Here is a 14,869-nt window from a genome sequence, read left to right as displayed (position 1 = left end):
CTTGGCCGCCCGCGCGCCTTGCGGGTGGCGGGGGGCTGCCGCTATTGCCCCGACGGTGCTCCGGCCAACACCCCTCATCCGACCGAGCTTCGCTCGGCCACCTTCTCCCACAGGGGGAGAAGGGGAGTCGCGTTCAGATCACTCCTCGACCGGCAGGCCGGTCGCCGAGGCGATCTGGCTTGCGGCATCATCGAGCGCCGCCTTGGCGTCGGGGTAGCCGCCGCCGAGATATTTGGTCTGCACTGCGCGGACGATGATTTCCGCGTCGCTCTGGAACGGCGTGCCGCGGCTGGGGACGACTTTCGGCAAGGTCCCAAGAATGTCCTTCCACACCGCCTGGCCGCCCCAATAGGGCTGTCCTTCGGAGACATAGGGGTCGTCGAGCGCCGAGATCAGCGACGGCACCAGGCCAAAACCCTTCAGCATCGCTATCTGGCCCTCATTGGTCGCGAGCGAATATTTCAGGTAGGCGTAGGCGGCTTCCTTGTTGTTCGACACCGAGGTGATGGCGAGCGAGGAACCGCCGAGATTGGCGGCGCGCGGGCCGTCGGCGGTGAGGCTCGGCATCAGGTAGACGCCCCATTTGCCGCTGCCGTCGGGCGATTCGGTGCGTATGGTGCCCTCGTACCAGCCGCCATACATCTGGCTGGCGACCTTGTCGGCGGTGTTGTTGGTGATCTTGGTGCCCCAATCGGCCGAGGTGATGATGCCGGCGTCCTTCATCTCCTTGATCTTGGTCATCGACGCCACGCAGCCCGGCTCGTTGACGGTGATCGACTGCCCGTCGGCGGCGAAATAGGCGCAGCCCTGCTCGTTGGCGATCATGCGGAAGAATTCGGAGTCGCCGTTGAAATCGGCGTTGGTCATCGTCACGCCGGGGTTGGCCTCCTGGATCTTCTTGCCGGCGGCAATGAAATCGTCCCAAGTCTTGATCGATGCGGGATCGACGCTGGCCTTCTCGTAAAAGTCGCGGCGATAGTACATCGCCACCGGGCCGGAATCCCACGGCATCGCATAGGCCTTGTCTTCCACTTCGAGCTCGGTGCGCTTGAAATCGGGGAATTTTGCCTGGTCCTCGGCGGTATAGCCGAGCGTATGGAGGTCGACGAAGCAGTCCGGGAACTGGCTCCAGTAGTTCTCGGCCTCACCGTTCTCGATCGTCACGATGTCCGGCAGCCCCTCGCCGCCGGCGGCGCAGCCGGCGATCGACTTGTCGTAGGTCGGCTGGTTGCCGAGATCTTGGACCGTGACCTTGATGTCGGGGAACTGCTTGTTAAAACCTTCTATGGTGGCCTTCAGCGACGAAGCGGCGACGTTCCAGCTCCAGATCGTGATTTCGCCGGATTGCGCAAAGGCCGGGGCTGAGCCCAGGGCAAGCGCGAACGCGGCGCAGGTCAGTGTGATGCGCATTGAAATCCTCCCATTTCATTTGCTCTCTCTTCGCGAGCATGGCTAGACTAGGCGCCGGCGAAGGCTTGTCCGCGACAAAGGGAATAAAGAATGGGCGGAAAGTAAGATGCCGGAAAGGCCGTTTTACCAGCCCGGCGCCAGCAGCGTGGAGGGTCTGCCGCTGCTGCTGCAGATGTTTCACACCCAGCCCCTGGTGATGCTGAAGCCGCATTGGCATGCCCAGGTCGAGGTGAATTTCATCGTCCGCGGCGCCGTGCACTACCGCATGGACGAGCACGAGATCGCGCTTTCGGCCGGCGACATGTGCCTGTTCTGGGGCGGCCTGCCGCACCAGATGGACGATGCGTCGGACGATGCCGTCTATGCCGGCGCGCATCTGCCGCTGGTGCACTTCTTCCGGCTGCACCTGCCCGCCGACGTCCGCAACCGGCTGATGACCGGCGCGACATTGGTGACCAATGCCACCGACCGGTCCGACAGCGACAATTTCGAGCGCTGGAACCGCTACGTCCGCTCGGGCGATGCGGGCAAGGCCGAGCACGCCGTCAACGAACTCTTGCTGCGGCTGGAGCGGGTGCGCTTCGAACCCTACCGGCTGGTACCCGAAACGCCGATCGAGCAGGAAGCAGGCAGCCCCTTCGACCAGCAATCGCTGCGCAATGTCGGGCGCATGTGCGACTTCATCGCCGAGAATTTCCTCTACGACATCGACTGCGTCGACATCGCGGCGGCGGCCGACATCCATCCCAAATACGCCATGAGCGTTTTCAAGAAGTCGACCGGCATGACGCTCAACGAGTATGTCAATTTGTTGCGGCTCAGCTACGCCCAGGCGCTGCTGATGCACCAGGACGCCAACGTGCTGCGCGTCGCCATGGACTCCGGTTTCGGCTCGCTCAGCGCCTTCAACAAGTCGTTCCGCAAGCTGGCCGGCATGTCGCCGTCGGATTTTCGCAAAGGCGCCGGCGCCAGATAGCAATGCGCAGGGCATTTCGAGGTCGATGCCGGCGCGCTCGATCCATTCGCACCGGCCAACCTCCCGATCCCGTGCCCTGCCTGCTGCTCGGACAGCTGGCCACCGACGCCGGCTGGGCCGGCCGCGGCATCGGAACCGGCCTGGTCAAGCACGCGCTGCAGCGCTGCGTAATGGCTGCGGAGCTCGTCGGCGGCCGCGCGCTCCTGGTCAACGCCATCGATCCCGAAGCCGCCGCGTTCTGGCAGCGGCGTGGTTTCATTCCGCTAAGGGATGACCCGCTCGTGCTGTTCCGCTCGATTGCGGCGATTGCCGCTTCGTTGGCCAACGCGCATGGATGAAGATCGGCCGGAAACGGCCACGGCTAGCGCCAGTCGAGCCCGCGCCCCAAGAACGCACCACCGGCCCGAGGCCGGTGGTGCTCGCTGGACCGTCTGTAGGGGCAGGACCGTTCCAGGGGATCCCTTAGGATCGGACTCGAATGTCGGCTGTTTCTTGACCCACGGCATCGGCCGAACAGATGAAGCAGCCCGCCAAGTGACCAAGAATCTCGATGCTAGGATGCGCCGCCGCGCAGCGCATGATTTGCGATTTTTATTCGGCTGCGTCAGGAATTTCGCCGGAGGTATCGTCGGCCGGATCGGCCTTTCTTGCCAGGAACTTGTCCAGGGCTGCCTGCAAGGACAGGGTGGCCTGCGGCGAGGCCGGCGTCGTCGAAACGACAGCCATTGCATGAGCAATTCCCCGCGTCGACTTATCCCTAGCCGCCGCAGACGTTGCGGCTCCGTGGCCCTGCGATCCGGCTGCAGCCGAGTTTCCGCCATTGCCGTTGCTTGCGCCATTACCCTTCCCGCCACCATTGCCGCCGGGGCCGGCGAGGACTGGAGACGCGACAAGGGCGAGAGCGGCGACCGTTGCGAACAGACTGGTTCGAGTTTTCATAATTCCTCCTTCGAGCCGCCCTCCCGCCAGGATGGTTCCAGACTATAAATAGGAGGACTCTCTAATATGATGGTCCACTACTTCGCCAGTTTGGTTTAAATACACCTGTCCGCAAGGGACCTTGGTCCGAAATTGAAAAGCAAAAGTCCTAACTCTATTGGGGGTATTCCGAGCGGCGAACAAAGCGCCTGAAGGCCACAGGCAGCCGGCAAGTGACAAGCTCGCTCCGTCTGCTGGGTGATGCCGTGCTGCCCAAAAACGAAAAAGCCGCGGTGGACCGCGGCTTTTCGATGCTTGATTCCCTTAGAGGACACTGGAGCGGGTGAAGCGATTCGAACGCTCGACCCCGACCTTGGCAACCCATTGATTCCACGAAACTTATCGTCGCAAACCGTAACCTATTCAGCCAGAAAACGATTGTCCAGCGCTCCGGGAGCGGAACACTCTGTCCCACGGAGTTCCGTCGAAAACCGCGCCTTGCGGCTCCCCCTCGGAAACCCGGCAAACGATCGACTCAAGCAACCCGAACACCCAGGGGAGCAAATGGCTAGGACGAGTAAGAAGCGACTGACGAACCAGGTACTTGAACGCATGACGCCGCCCAAAACAGGGCGGCTGGAAGCCCGGCCTTGCGATTGCGTGGCACGGTTCTTGCTTCTACAGCTTCAGACATGCCGGGCGGCGAAGACCCTGTTCCACATCAATACCGGCGTGTGAGGTAGGGACAATGATGTCGCGTAAGCTTCTGTTCGGCCCTCCAGCAGCGTTTTTGGCCGCCGCCCCTGGGGGTAGGCCTCTTGTCGTCCGTCACCTCGTGGGAATTTTTGACTGCGACCCAATCCGATTCGGTCTTTTGTTCAAGCGGCCGATCAACCGAGACCGTATCGACGTCGGCGTCGCGGACTTTGCCACCATGTCCGCCGGCCGTCACAAGGTCATAAGGAGCGCCTCGATGGCCGCGAGACTGTGGATGTGGTCGCACATAGCATTCCTGAAAGATGCGGCCGCCGCCGGTACATCCGCGGTCGGCGGAAAAGGCGTCGTAGCGCAGACAAAAATCGGGAACGAACAGCCTCCCGCGGCGGCGGCTTGCGGTTACAGGAATCGGCTACGAGTGCGCCCAGGGAAAGTTGTCATGGATCGTTCGACTCGGTTGGCATCAGCCTTTCGCGAACTCGTTGCACCGCGCTACCGGCCGGAGCTCCACTATATGCGCGGCCCGGGGCCAGCCTCCGCGCGCCGCGAGAGCGCACTGAAGGCCGGCCCTCATCCCTCCTGATCTGATCTCTTGCAGTGCCGCATGCCCCAGCAACCGCGCGCCTCGCTGACCGTGCACTGCGTCTTCCGGCTTGGCGCCCAGGCACTCGGCAAAACATTTCCGGTCCGGTCGGTCCGGTATGTCTCCAATTCTCCTGCTGCCTTCGCCACTAACGGTTCTTGGTTGCCGTTCGCGCTTAGAATTAGAAAGAGATCGGACCGACCGGACCGTTTCGAGTCCGAAAACCACGTTCCTCTGGCGCGAGTGCAGCATGGCGTGCCTGATCTGTCTGGATGACCATGGACCCGAGTGGATTAGCAAGAGACTGGTGTTGGTTCTTCCTCTAATTTTGGTCTGAGAAACCTGACCGGAGGAATCGCCATGACTGCCCCACGTCCGTCCAAGACGCATATTGGAAATCATCGGCTGCATCCGGAAACGTTGATGCTGAGCTACGGCTTCGACCCTCAGCTGTCGGAAGGTGCGGTGAAGCCGCCGGTGTTCCTCACCTCGACCTTCGTGTTCCGATCTGCCGAAGAGGGCCGCGATTTCTTCGATTTCGTATCCGGACGCAAGGAACCGCCGAGCGGAACCGGAGCCGGGCTGGTCTATTCCCGCTTCAATCATCCCAACAGCGAAATCGTCGAGGATCGCCTGGCAATCTACGAAGGGGCCGAGGCCTGCATCCTGTTCTCGTCCGGCATGTCGGCCATCGCCACCACTCTGCTTGCCTTCGCCCGTCCGGGTGACGTTATCGTGCATTCGCAACCGCTTTATGGCGGCACCGAAACTTTGTTAGCCAAGACCTTGGCCAATTTTGGCGTCGGCGCTGTGGGTTTCGCCGATGGCGTCGATGAGTCAGCCATTCGCACAGCGGCGGATGAAGGCTGCAGGAAAGGCCGCGTATCGCTCATCTTCATCGAAACGCCCTCCAACCCGACCAACTCGTTGGTCGATTTCGTGGCGGTCGACCGCATCGCCGACGAGATCGCCGCCAAACAGGGACAGCGCCCGGTCGTCGTGTGCGACAATACTTTGCTCGGACCGGTTTTTCAGCGTCCGCTTGACCACGGCGTGGACGTTTCCGTTTATTCCCTGACCAAGTATGTCGGCGGCCATTCCGATCTGATCGCCGGCGCGGCACTTGGCAGCAAGGCCGTCACCAAGTCGATCAAGGCGCTCAGGGGGGCGATCGGCACGCAGCTCGATCCGCACTCGTGCTGGATGCTCGGCCGCTCGCTGGAAACGCTGAGCATCCGCATGGAGAAAGCCAACGCCAATGCTCGCATTGTCGCCGAATTTCTGGCCGACCATCCGAAGGTCGCAAGGGTGGCCTATCTGCCATTCCTTGGCGACGACACTGCGGCCGCAGGGGTATTCAGGACGCAATGCACAGGCGCCGGATCGACGTTCTCGTTCGACATCCGCGGTGGTCAGGTCGCGGCGTTCGCGTTTCTCAATGCCCTTCAGATATTGAAACTTGCCGTCAGCCTTGGCGGCACGGAATCGCTGGCTAGCCATCCTGCCGCCATGACCCATTCGGGCGTGCCCAAGGACGTTCGGGAACGGATCGGCGTTCTTGAGTCGACAATAAGGCTGTCGATCGGCGTCGAGCACCCCGACGATCTTGTTGCCGATATCGCCCAGGCGCTTGCCCTCGCCTGAAATATGCCTGACCGCTGGTGGGCGGACTGGCGTCCATCTCGTCGCGATTGCCGCGTCCAGGAGTCACCCTGACCCCACCGGTTTTTTTTAACCGGGAGGGGGCATCTCCGCTGAAAAAAGCGCGGCGGCTCCCCCGACGCTCCCCGCGACCGGTCCAGCGCTGGCAAGAAGCCCGCACCAACAAGCTTCGCGGCCCGGCACCCTAACCCTTGCAGGAGTATGCTGGAGCTGATTGGCGCGCAGCTCCAACCTTAAAGTCAAACGCTCCGCTCCCTGGTGTTTTCTCGTCAGTCGTGGCTTATTACAAGAACCCGCGTCCAGTAAGATTACCGGCATGCCCCCCGAGATTATTGGTTTGATCGAAGAGCCACATCTGCTGATCGCCGTTCTCTTGGTCGGCGCCTTTGGTGGTATGGCCGTCGAGCGGTTCTGTTCAAAGATACGACGGCAGGCGTGGCGGGAAAAGAACCGTTGGCGCTGGGACAGGAAGCGCGATTGGAGCAAAATAGATAACAGGCCGTTAGCGCCGAAGCCTGATCCAGTCACTCCAAAACAACCCGACGCTGCTGACCAATTACGCATCGTTATGGGGGCTCACTTCACGATACAGCCGCTCCTCAACAAGAGCGAAGCGCGCGTATTCCGGGAGCTCGACACCATAGTGATAGGCTGCAATCCCGGATGGCAGGTGATGGCACAAGTATCGTTAGGCGAAATTCTGCGCAGCAAGGACGCGGACGCCTACCGTTGCATCAACTCGAAACGGGTCGACCTGCTTCTGGTGAACGAGGACTGCCAGCCCCGACATGCGATCGAATACCAAGGCGGCGCCCATCACCAAGGTCTCGCCGCAGCGCGCGATGCTGTCAAGAAGGAGGCCCTACGAAGGGCAGGGATCGGTTATCACGAGGTTGTTGCCGGGCACACCACTCCTTCCGAGCTCAGGCGGCTGGTCGAGAAACTCGTAGACAAGCCAAAGGACGGCTGAGTATCTGCTACGCCAGGCTGAGTAGAGCTAAACACTATGTGCCCTGAAATCATTATCGCGGGAGATCGATCCGTTGCCAGCGATGCCGATCGGCGACGTACCGCCCTGTGCGTTAGCGAAGGCAGCGAGCGTCTCTATGGTTACGCCTTCCGGGACCCTAGTACGCATCAAACCGTTCAAATCACACGTGCACCGTGACGTCGTGTCCCAAAGAACGCAAAGCCTTACTTGTACGGCCGTTGCGCGGTGGAAATTGGTTCGGCAGGGCCCAGCCTACTAGCTCGCCCATCGCGCTAATGCCGAAGTTTTCAATTCTTAACTTTGGGTCGTGCAAAGCATCCCACATGCGGCTAGGCAGTTCCTTCGCAGGGCCGCCGTAAAGTACATAATTCAAGGTCGCCACCGGTGACGGCCCACCTCTCTCTGGCTGCTTATAGATGTGTTTGGCCAAAGCGATCACTTTTTCGGACATGTTGTAAGGAGGACCCTCCTGAAGACCCACCGCCCGGTTTGACACTCGGCGCGCGTATTCTATTGCAGCGTGGATGTGGGACAGAATCTCAGCAAATTCGCCCTCCGTAGTCGCCATGATGCGCTCGGCGCTTAGCATCTGACGAAGATATGGTGCCCACTTGTTAAGAGTGAGGTCTTCACCGTTTGGAGCTGACTTAAGAGATCGCCACCAAGACAAGGCTGTCTCTTCAGCCAAGCCGGGGTTTGTTTGGTGGCTTTTAAAATGCGTCTCGTAATCGGCTCGCCGACCATCGAACGTATTTTGATAGTAGTGCGCATGGAGAAACTGGTCAGCCTGAGCGCCCCAAGGTGCATCCTTGGCGACCCAACTTGGTCTATTCTCATCGGCGGAAACTTTTGCGGCCAGATCGCGGAGGAGTTGAAGCGTCTGCATCCACTCATTCAGAAACGCATCTCTCCTGAGGTCGAGGGCGGCTTTGCCTGAAACGTTCCCAAGCCCCTCCCATGGCTGCACGTAGTCGGTGTTCCAAAATTTCTTTGCAGCTTCGCGATCAATTGCGGCCTGTTTGTCCAAGGCGGCAGATCGTTGCTCGATCAAAGCGTAAAGCTCGTCGGTAAGTGGAGACGAGTGGGCATGAACAGCTTGGAAAAACAATTCAAGTTCCAGAGCCTTGTTGTCGCCTACCAACTCGTCGCCGTGAGGAAAACACCGACTTCGACATTCTTCCACCAAGCAGACTGGCTTAGATTAGCAGAACCGATGTAGACTCCAAATCCTCTCCACCAAATCACCTTTGGATGAAACTGTCTGACGAGTCTGCAAACGTAGTTTGGGGATTTGCGATCAAGGAAACGTTTAAGGATGTGTGGACTGATCGGGACGCCCTCATCAAAGCGCCCCCAAAACCGAAGAGGAATATCTCGCTTCCAACACCACTCAAAAAGAAGATCTTGGTCTGAAACATACGCTACGGCCGCGTCCACCCGTTCGGTCAGATTGGAGCCGTTTTTCAGTTCGGCCGCCGCGCTTTCAAGAATGTTTCGCAGGTAGCTCCCGTTGAGCCCGTTTAAAACCATCTTCAATTTGTCGTCCCCCGCCATCGCTTTCGTAGGACGCTAACCTTTACAAGTATAAGTTAATGGTCCGCCCATGCGACCGACATAAGTCGGACAGCGGCTGATCGCCGAGGCGGGTATGTTCAACTTCGAGGGTGCGATACGATGCCTGTCGATTACAGATTGTCGAAAGTCGTAATCAAAAATTTTCGCGGAATCGATTATTTTGAGCTCGAACTGCAACCAGGGTTTCCAACTGTCCTAATCGGAACTAACAACGCCGGTAAAACTACAGTGCTTAACGCCATTGCTTTGGCGTTTCACCAAGCCGAGTTCTACAATTGGTCGCCCGCCGAAACTGACTACTCTGCGATTCGACGGGCAGCCGGTCAAAAGAATTTTTGGTTCAAGTCCATTTTCAAGCTGGCGGTGAACTGGCGCTGCCTGCCGTCCGGACAATCGGTGATGCAACGTTCGTTCACGGAGTCCAAGTCGTAGGTAAGACCAGCAGGGACGGCATTTTCAGCCATACTCGAACGCTGTTGGGAAAGGACGGTAAGTCCATCACGCTCAATCTTCGAACAAAGCAATCTGAGGCCGATAAGAAGGCCCTGGTCGATCAAAATGTCGGCTGGAAAACAGTGAACGCGAAGATAGACGAAGTCCGCGACCATCTGCCGGAAACCTGGTTCTTCAAGCCGGAGGACATAGAGGCTTCCCTTTACATCTGGAAGACCGGCCTGCTCGCGAAGCTGTCGAGGCATTTGGCAGAGCGGTTCATGAGCGACAGTTGGGAGATGGAGACCGTGAACGGTGATAAGCGGGAGATGCCAGCTACATTGGAGAATGGGTATCGGTTCTTCCAGCAAATTGTTGAGGCATTTCCCTTCTGGAAGGATGTCATGAAACCGGATCTGGAGAGGGTCTTCAGCGGCTACGTCGGGGGGCAGCCCGCATTGATCCTAAGACCAGCACTCAGTCGATCAAGGATTGGCTAGCGCAGCAGCTAATGATCTCGATGGCAACGGATCCGGAGAGCGCTCCAACGCCATTGCGAAGTATGGGCGACGGTTGGCAGAGTGTTATCCGTCTCGCTGCCCTGGAAGCCTTAACTCTTTACCCCGAGCTGATCCGAGAGCGAGTAGTTCTTTTGCTCGAAGAGCCAGAGACGCACCTGCATCCGCACCTTCGTCGAAAAATACGGAAAACCCTCGGCGACCTGGCGACGAAGGGATGGACCATTATCTACACTACGCACTCTTCCGAGCTTGTGTCATTCGAGGACAAGATGGCTATAACCCGCCTCGTCCGCACCAAAGGTAGCGTGTCGATGAGGACCGTCTACACGGACAAGATTGAAGCGCCGGCCAAACTTCAGTCCAAGCTTGACGACAATGGCTCCCACGACTTCCTTTTTGGAACGGCAGCAGTGTTCTGCGAAGGTCCATCCGATACCTTCAGCTTGAAATACGGAATGGAAAAGCTGGGCTTTGATCTTGATGGCCATGCGGTAAGCATCACCTTTTGTGGCAGCTGCACCGCCATTCCCTCGTTCGCCTACATCGCGTCCGCGCTGGGGATTCGCTGGTGTGCCTTGACTGACGAGGACCGGCTGCCCGACCAAACCGTTAAGCCGCAGATGGTGCGGCAGCGCGCGAATATTGAGAAGCACCGCACATCCTCTGACGCGCAGGTCATGTGGAAAGTCGATCTTGAAACTAGCCTGGGGATACTCAAAGGCGGAGCAAACTCTCGAATATCTTCGAGAAGCTGAACCTACCTGGATGGACGACGGACTTCCCAAAGTTCAAAGCGACACTGTCTGAGATCGCGACCTGGGTCGATCCTGAGATAAGGGTGTAGCTGAGGCAGCCGCGGATAGTTGCCCTTCTGCGCAGGCTCAGGTCCAGGCTGCCGGCAAAAGGTTCGGACACAAGAGTGCGCAAAGTCGAGGCTGTCAAGAAATCCAATGTGCTAGGCAGCCATTGTTTGCGAAAGTTGGCGTAGCCTTGAGAGGGGTTAGGGATGTGGCAATGGCTGTCAGAACTACAGGGTGCGCAAGCGAGCTTGCTAGGCTCGTTTGCCGGCTTTTTGTTCGGTATCTGCGCGCTTGTCGTCGGCGCACTCGTCAATTTTCGGCTAAACCGCAGAAGGGATGCCCTGCTTCGTGGTGAGGAAGCCGACTCGGTCGCTGCGGCCCTATACGGCGAGATCGTCCTCATTAGGAAGGAATTAGCACGAACGGCCAACATCGTGGCGAAGACTGAAATGAGAGGTGGTACGTTCGACAAACACTTCCTCGAGTTGACCCGACTTCAAGAGCCGTTGCTCTACAAGGCGCTCGCAAACAAATTGGGCCTGCTTGCCCCGGAGGTGGTTCTGGCAATTACCGACTTCCATGGCAATGTTGAACTCGCACGCGGCTGGCTTCCCCAGCTGGTAGAAAGTGATGATCGCAAGTTCAGCTACAGTCCGCTTACCGTCCTGGAGCCGGCAATAAAGGCGATCGATGGCGTTAAGCCGACGCTGGATCATATCGCCAAAACAATGCGAATTGGACCGCCAGAAGATGATTTCGATCTCAGCAATCCCTATGCAATCGCCGAAAATGAAAGGGAAAAATTTGGAGAGAGATAGGCGCAATCTGTGGCAAAGGCGCACTTCAGGGAGACCTGGTGACGCCGCGATCCCATACGACTTCTTAACTTCGCGAACTCGTAACCGCGCGGTAACCATGGCCTTCTGAGCTGCCTAAGCCAACTGCGATTTCGACAACCCCGAAAACGAAAAAGCCGCGGCGAACCGCGGCTTTTCGATGGCTTGATTCCCCTTGGGGAAACTGGAGCGGGTGAAGCGATTCGAACGCTCGACCCCAACCTTGGCAAGGTTGTGCTCTACCCCTGAGCTACACCCGCTCGCGCGGCGTTTGGGCCGCAAGCCGAGCCTATATGGCTGAAGGGCGCGGCGATTGCAACAGGGAAGTCGCAGGTTTTTTGGCCGCACCCGGCGACGTAAACGAGCCTTCCCGGCGCGGATGGGAATGCAATCGGCAGCCTTGCTGCGCAATGGTCTTGTCTCGGCCGCGTCATTGGCCGTAAACGGCATGATCCAACCACGACAACAAGCCAAACCGCAACAACAAGAAAGTCCGACAAGAAACGACATGCCGAAAACCGAAGCCGAGCTTTTCGCCTTTCTCGCCGATCTCGGGATCGAGGTCTCGACGCTCCGCCATCCGCCGCTGTTCACGGTCGCCGATTCGCAGGCGCTGCGCGGGGAAATCGCCGGCGGGCATACCAAGAATCTGTTCCTCAAGGACAGGAAGGACAATTTCTTCCTGGTCAGCGTCGCTGAGGAGGCGGTGGTCGATCTCAAGCAGATCCACCAAATCATCGGCGCCGCCGGGCGCGTTTCCTTCGGCAAGCCGGAGATGCTGATGGAGCTTCTCGGCGTCGTACCGGGTGCGGTCACCGTGTTCGGCTTGATCAATGATACGCAGTTGCGGGTCAAGGTCGTTCTCGACCAGGAGTTGATGCGCCATGCCGCCATCAACGCCCATCCGCTGACCAACGAGGCAACGACATCGATCGCCGCCGCCGACCTGGTCAAATTCGTCGAGGCAACCGGGCATGATGCTGTTATCTTGAAAGTCACGGCATGATCGCCACATGGATGACGATAAACCGGCTTCTGAGTGAGAATTAAGGATGTTGCGCCGGGCTGGCGGCCGGGCGGCGACCGAAAGGGCACGAGATGAGCGACAACAATCAATTTGGCGGCCCGTTTGGCAGCAATGCCGGACAGTATGCCACCACTGTGCAGTATGGCGGCACTGACGCCACCCCCGCGAAAGTGGCGCTTGGCGACCCGCCTGTCGCTGCCGACGTCATCAAGGAGACGACGACCGCCACATTTGCCGCCGACGTCATCCAGGAATCGCGCCGTCAGCCGGTGCTCGTCGATTTCTGGGCGCCATGGTGCGGGCCCTGCAAGCAACTGACGCCGCTGCTGGAAAAGGCGGTCACCGCCGCCGGCGGCAAGGTCAAGCTGGTCAAGATGAACATCGACGACCATCCTTCGATCGCCGGACAGCTCGGCATCCAGTCGATACCGGCAGTCATCGCATTCAAGGACGGCCAGCCGGTCGACGGTTTTATGGGGGCCATTCCCGAGAGCCAGATCGCCGCCTTCATCCAGAAGGTCGGCGGCAAGGGCAATGGTGCGCCGCAGGTGGCCGAGGCGCTTGCCGCGGCCGCGGAGGCGCGCGCCGCCGGCGATGTGCATACCGCGGCGGACATTTTCGACGCGATCCTGGAACAGGCGCCGGAGACGATCGAAGCGATTGCCGGGCTGGGCGATCTGCTGTTCGAGGCCGGCGATGCCGAGGGCGCCGAAGCCGTGCTGGCGCGGGCGCCGGAAGCAAAAAAGGATGCGCCGCCGCTCGCCGCGGTGCGCGCCAAGATGGCGCTCGCCGTGCAGGCACAAGCACTTGGCAATCCGGCCGAGCTCGAGCGACGCCTGGCTGAGAACCCCGGGGATCATCAGGCACGTTTCGAGCTTGCCATGATCCAGAACGCCAACGGCGAGCGCATGGCCGCAGCCGACAATCTGCTGGCGATCGTCAAGGCCGATCGCTCGTGGAACGACGACGGCGCCAAGACGCAGTTGCTGCAGTTCTTCGAGGCATGGGGCATGACCGACGAGGCAACGCTGGCGGCGCGGCGCAAATTGTCGTCGCTGCTGTTTTCCTGAGCGCAGCCTCAAGCTGTTTTTGCGTGACGGTCTTGCGGTCGGCGACGGCTGCGCCAGATTAGGAGGCCTGACCGATCCGTTCTTCGCCTGGTGACGATTTTGCGCCAGGTTGCTAAGGGATGGGCGGGCTTGATGCGCTTCTTGAGGGAGCGAGCGGAGGTTTGACGTGCAGGCGGGAAACGCGCATTACCGGCTCGATACGGATTTCCCGCCGACGGTGCCGATCTTCCCGCTTGAAGGCGCCTTGCTGCTGCCGGGCGGCCGCATGCCGCTCAACATTTTCGAGCCGCGCTATCTGGAGATGGTGGACGAGGCGATCGCCGGACCGCGGCTGATCGGCGTCATACAGCCCAGCCTCGACGGCGCGCGGCGTGCCGACGGCGAGCCGGCGCTTTGCAATGTCGGCTGCGCCGGACGCATCATCGCGCTTTCCGAGAGCGGCGACGGCCGCTACCTGATTTCGCTGCAAGGTGTGTGCCGGTTCCGCATCGTGCAGGAGCTTGCGGTCAAGACGCCCTTCCGCCAGTGCCGGTTTGCGCCCTTTCTCACCGATCTCGACGAAGATCAGGCGGAGGCCGAGATCGACCGGCCGGCGCTGCTCAAGGCATTTCGCGCCTATTTGCAGGCCAACGATCTTGAAGCCGACTGGGAAAGCGTCAGCCGCGCCGAAAACGCCATGCTGGTCAATGCGCTGTCGATGATGGCTCCCTACGGGCCGGCCGAGAAACAGGCGCTGCTCGAAGCGGCGGACCTGAAGACACGCGCCGAAACGCTGATCGCCATCACCGAAATGGCGCTGGCACGCGAAAACGAGGATTTCGGCTCGAGTTTGCAGTAGGCAAAGTAAAAGGAACGCTGGGACTAAGCCAATTGCGGAAGTCGGCGCCGCCCCTCATCGCCCTGCCGGGCACTTCTCCCCGTATAGGGACGGGGAGAAGGGGCTTTCGGCAGCCTTGGCGGACGTTCTGCAACGCGGGTGATTGGCGAAACCATCGATGAGAGCGTCCCTCTCCCCGTCACTATACGGGGAGAGGATGCCGGCAGGCAGGTGAGGGGCAGCGTCAACGCACGAAGACTGAGGACGAACGAGAGGACTGCAAAAATGGTGGACGGGCGTGAGGGAAAGAAGGTCAATGTCGATCCCAAGCTGCTGGAATTGCTGGCCTGCCCGCTGACCAAGGGTCCGCTTAGCTGGGATCCGGAGCGCGGCGAGCTCATCTCGAGGGTCGCGCGGCTTGCCTATCCGGTGCGTGACGGCATTCCGATCATGCTGCCTTCGGAGGCACGCTCGCTCCCCTTCGACGACGGATTGCCGCCGCCGCGGTTGGGTGGGCCGTCCTGAAGCGTGGTG

General features: G+C 59.8%; 17 protein-coding genes and 1 tRNA gene. 13 read left to right on the top strand and 5 right to left on the bottom strand.

Annotation, left to right across the window (positions count from 1 at the left end; genetic code table 11):
* Window positions 1-138 precede the first annotated feature (138 nt).
* Window positions 139-1,410, bottom strand: a complete 1,272-nt coding sequence (locus AC0L3D_RS13415) for an ABC transporter substrate-binding protein (RefSeq protein WP_473629927.1) — start codon at window positions 1,408-1,410, stop codon at window positions 139-141.
* Window positions 1,411-1,516: 106 nt separating this feature from the next.
* Here AC0L3D_RS13415 and AC0L3D_RS13410 point away from each other — a divergent pair, with 106 nt between their 5' ends.
* Window positions 1,517-2,386: a helix-turn-helix domain-containing protein gene (locus AC0L3D_RS13410; RefSeq protein ID WP_473530389.1), complete on the top strand. Its 870-nt coding sequence runs from the start codon at window positions 1,517-1,519 to the stop codon at window positions 2,384-2,386.
* A 71-nt stretch (window positions 2,387-2,457) separates the two neighbouring features.
* Window positions 2,458-2,724, top strand: a complete 267-nt coding sequence (locus AC0L3D_RS13405) for a GNAT family N-acetyltransferase (protein WP_287068149.1) — start codon at window positions 2,458-2,460, stop codon at window positions 2,722-2,724.
* Window positions 2,725-2,977: 253 nt separating this feature from the next.
* On the opposite strand, the gene AC0L3D_RS13400 is transcribed toward AC0L3D_RS13405, so the two are convergent.
* A complete protein-coding gene (locus AC0L3D_RS13400; protein WP_473644622.1) occupies window positions 2,978-3,325 on the bottom strand; it encodes a hypothetical protein in 348 nt (115 codons plus the stop codon).
* A 1,135-nt stretch (window positions 3,326-4,460) separates the two neighbouring features.
* Between AC0L3D_RS13400 and AC0L3D_RS13395 the strand changes: the two genes are divergently transcribed.
* The 3 genes from AC0L3D_RS13395 (at window position 4,461) to AC0L3D_RS13385 (ending at window position 7,236) form a co-directional block, all read left to right on the top strand.
* Entirely contained in the window at window positions 4,461-4,604 is a 144-nt protein-coding gene (locus AC0L3D_RS13395) for a hypothetical protein (RefSeq protein ID WP_287068146.1), read from the top strand.
* A 360-nt stretch (window positions 4,605-4,964) separates the two neighbouring features.
* The gene (locus tag AC0L3D_RS13390) at window positions 4,965-6,248 is read left to right on the top strand and encodes a cystathionine gamma-synthase family protein (RefSeq protein WP_473644621.1); all 1,284 of its coding nucleotides are present in this window, start codon (window positions 4,965-4,967) and stop codon (window positions 6,246-6,248) included.
* Window positions 6,249-6,582: 334 nt separating this feature from the next.
* Entirely contained in the window at window positions 6,583-7,236 is a 654-nt protein-coding gene (locus AC0L3D_RS13385) for a DUF2726 domain-containing protein (protein ID WP_473530548.1), read from the top strand.
* A gap of 181 nt (window positions 7,237-7,417) precedes the next feature.
* On the opposite strand, the gene AC0L3D_RS13380 is transcribed toward AC0L3D_RS13385, so the two are convergent.
* Complete coding sequence (locus AC0L3D_RS13380; RefSeq protein ID WP_287068142.1) at window positions 7,418-8,398, bottom strand: phospholipase; 981 nt, start codon at window positions 8,396-8,398, stop codon at window positions 7,418-7,420.
* The gene (locus AC0L3D_RS13375; protein ID WP_473644619.1) at window positions 8,392-8,811 is read right to left on the bottom strand and encodes a phospholipase D family protein; all 420 of its coding nucleotides are present in this window, start codon (window positions 8,809-8,811) and stop codon (window positions 8,392-8,394) included. Before AC0L3D_RS13375 ends, AC0L3D_RS13380 begins: the two co-directional genes overlap by 7 nt.
* 120 nt (window positions 8,812-8,931) lie before the next feature.
* Here AC0L3D_RS13375 and AC0L3D_RS13370 point away from each other — a divergent pair, with 120 nt between their 5' ends.
* The 4 genes from AC0L3D_RS13370 (at window position 8,932) to AC0L3D_RS13355 (ending at window position 11,403) form a co-directional block, all read left to right on the top strand.
* The gene (locus AC0L3D_RS13370) at window positions 8,932-9,264 is read left to right on the top strand and encodes an AAA family ATPase (RefSeq protein ID WP_473522984.1); all 333 of its coding nucleotides are present in this window, start codon (window positions 8,932-8,934) and stop codon (window positions 9,262-9,264) included.
* Between the two features lie 44 nt (window positions 9,265-9,308).
* On the top strand, window positions 9,309-9,764 hold the full coding sequence (locus AC0L3D_RS13365; protein ID WP_473629924.1) for a hypothetical protein: 456 nt from the start codon (window positions 9,309-9,311) through the stop codon (window positions 9,762-9,764).
* 11 nt (window positions 9,765-9,775) lie between these two features.
* Complete coding sequence (locus AC0L3D_RS13360) at window positions 9,776-10,540, top strand: ATP-dependent nuclease (RefSeq protein WP_473536352.1); 765 nt, start codon at window positions 9,776-9,778, stop codon at window positions 10,538-10,540.
* A 251-nt stretch (window positions 10,541-10,791) separates the two neighbouring features.
* A complete protein-coding gene (locus AC0L3D_RS13355) occupies window positions 10,792-11,403 on the top strand; it encodes a hypothetical protein (RefSeq protein ID WP_287068137.1) in 612 nt (203 codons plus the stop codon).
* Window positions 11,404-11,606: 203 nt separating this feature from the next.
* On the opposite strand, the gene AC0L3D_RS13350 is transcribed toward AC0L3D_RS13355, so the two are convergent.
* A tRNA-Gly gene (locus tag AC0L3D_RS13350) sits at window positions 11,607-11,681 on the bottom strand.
* 248 nt (window positions 11,682-11,929) lie between these two features.
* Here AC0L3D_RS13350 and AC0L3D_RS13345 point away from each other — a divergent pair.
* The 4 genes from AC0L3D_RS13345 (at window position 11,930) to AC0L3D_RS13330 (ending at window position 14,860) form a co-directional block, all read left to right on the top strand.
* Entirely contained in the window at window positions 11,930-12,427 is a 498-nt protein-coding gene (locus AC0L3D_RS13345; RefSeq protein WP_473629923.1) for a prolyl-tRNA synthetase associated domain-containing protein, read from the top strand.
* 92 nt (window positions 12,428-12,519) lie between these two features.
* Window positions 12,520-13,518 (top strand): thioredoxin, encoded by a 999-nt coding sequence (gene trxA, locus AC0L3D_RS13340; RefSeq protein ID WP_128170051.1) that lies wholly within the window; start codon window positions 12,520-12,522, stop codon window positions 13,516-13,518.
* 166 nt (window positions 13,519-13,684) lie between these two features.
* Complete coding sequence (locus AC0L3D_RS13335) at window positions 13,685-14,356, top strand: LON peptidase substrate-binding domain-containing protein (protein ID WP_023802714.1); 672 nt, start codon at window positions 13,685-13,687, stop codon at window positions 14,354-14,356.
* A 264-nt stretch (window positions 14,357-14,620) separates the two neighbouring features.
* Window positions 14,621-14,860 carry a Trm112 family protein gene (locus tag AC0L3D_RS13330; RefSeq protein ID WP_023802715.1) on the top strand — a complete coding sequence of 80 codons (240 nt, stop codon included), beginning with the start codon at window positions 14,621-14,623 and terminating at the stop codon, window positions 14,858-14,860.
* Window positions 14,861-14,869: the final 9 nt, after the last annotated feature.

The sequence above is a fragment of the Mesorhizobium sp. WSM4837 genome (assembly GCF_055811435.1).
The sequence above is the reverse complement of the archived record's forward strand: the minus strand, read 5'-3'. Positions and strand labels throughout refer to the sequence as shown.

Excerpts from the sequence above, each read along its gene's own strand:
- AC0L3D_RS13375 (WP_473644619.1), bottom strand. The coding sequence starts at position 8,811 with ATGGCGGGGGACGACAAATTGAAGATGGTTTTAAACGGGCTCAACGGG.
- AC0L3D_RS13360 (WP_473536352.1), top strand. The coding sequence starts at position 9,776 with ATGATCTCGATGGCAACGGATCCGGAGAGCGCTCCAACGCCATTGCGA.
- AC0L3D_RS13400 (WP_473644622.1), bottom strand. The coding sequence starts at position 3,325 with ATGAAAACTCGAACCAGTCTGTTCGCAACGGTCGCCGCTCTCGCCCTT.
- AC0L3D_RS13370 (WP_473522984.1), top strand. The coding sequence starts at position 8,932 with ATGCCTGTCGATTACAGATTGTCGAAAGTCGTAATCAAAAATTTTCGC.
- AC0L3D_RS13330 (WP_023802715.1), top strand. The coding sequence starts at position 14,621 with ATGGTGGACGGGCGTGAGGGAAAGAAGGTCAATGTCGATCCCAAGCTG.
- AC0L3D_RS13415 (WP_473629927.1), bottom strand. The coding sequence starts at position 1,410 with ATGCGCATCACACTGACCTGCGCCGCGTTCGCGCTTGCCCTGGGCTCA.
- trxA (WP_128170051.1), top strand. The coding sequence starts at position 12,520 with ATGAGCGACAACAATCAATTTGGCGGCCCGTTTGGCAGCAATGCCGGA.
- AC0L3D_RS13385 (WP_473530548.1), top strand. The coding sequence starts at position 6,583 with ATGCCCCCCGAGATTATTGGTTTGATCGAAGAGCCACATCTGCTGATC.
- AC0L3D_RS13410 (WP_473530389.1), top strand. The coding sequence starts at position 1,517 with ATGCCGGAAAGGCCGTTTTACCAGCCCGGCGCCAGCAGCGTGGAGGGT.
- AC0L3D_RS13395 (WP_287068146.1), top strand. The coding sequence starts at position 4,461 with ATGGATCGTTCGACTCGGTTGGCATCAGCCTTTCGCGAACTCGTTGCA.
- AC0L3D_RS13390 (WP_473644621.1), top strand. The coding sequence starts at position 4,965 with ATGACTGCCCCACGTCCGTCCAAGACGCATATTGGAAATCATCGGCTG.
- AC0L3D_RS13355 (WP_287068137.1), top strand. The coding sequence starts at position 10,792 with ATGTGGCAATGGCTGTCAGAACTACAGGGTGCGCAAGCGAGCTTGCTA.
- AC0L3D_RS13345 (WP_473629923.1), top strand. The coding sequence starts at position 11,930 with ATGCCGAAAACCGAAGCCGAGCTTTTCGCCTTTCTCGCCGATCTCGGG.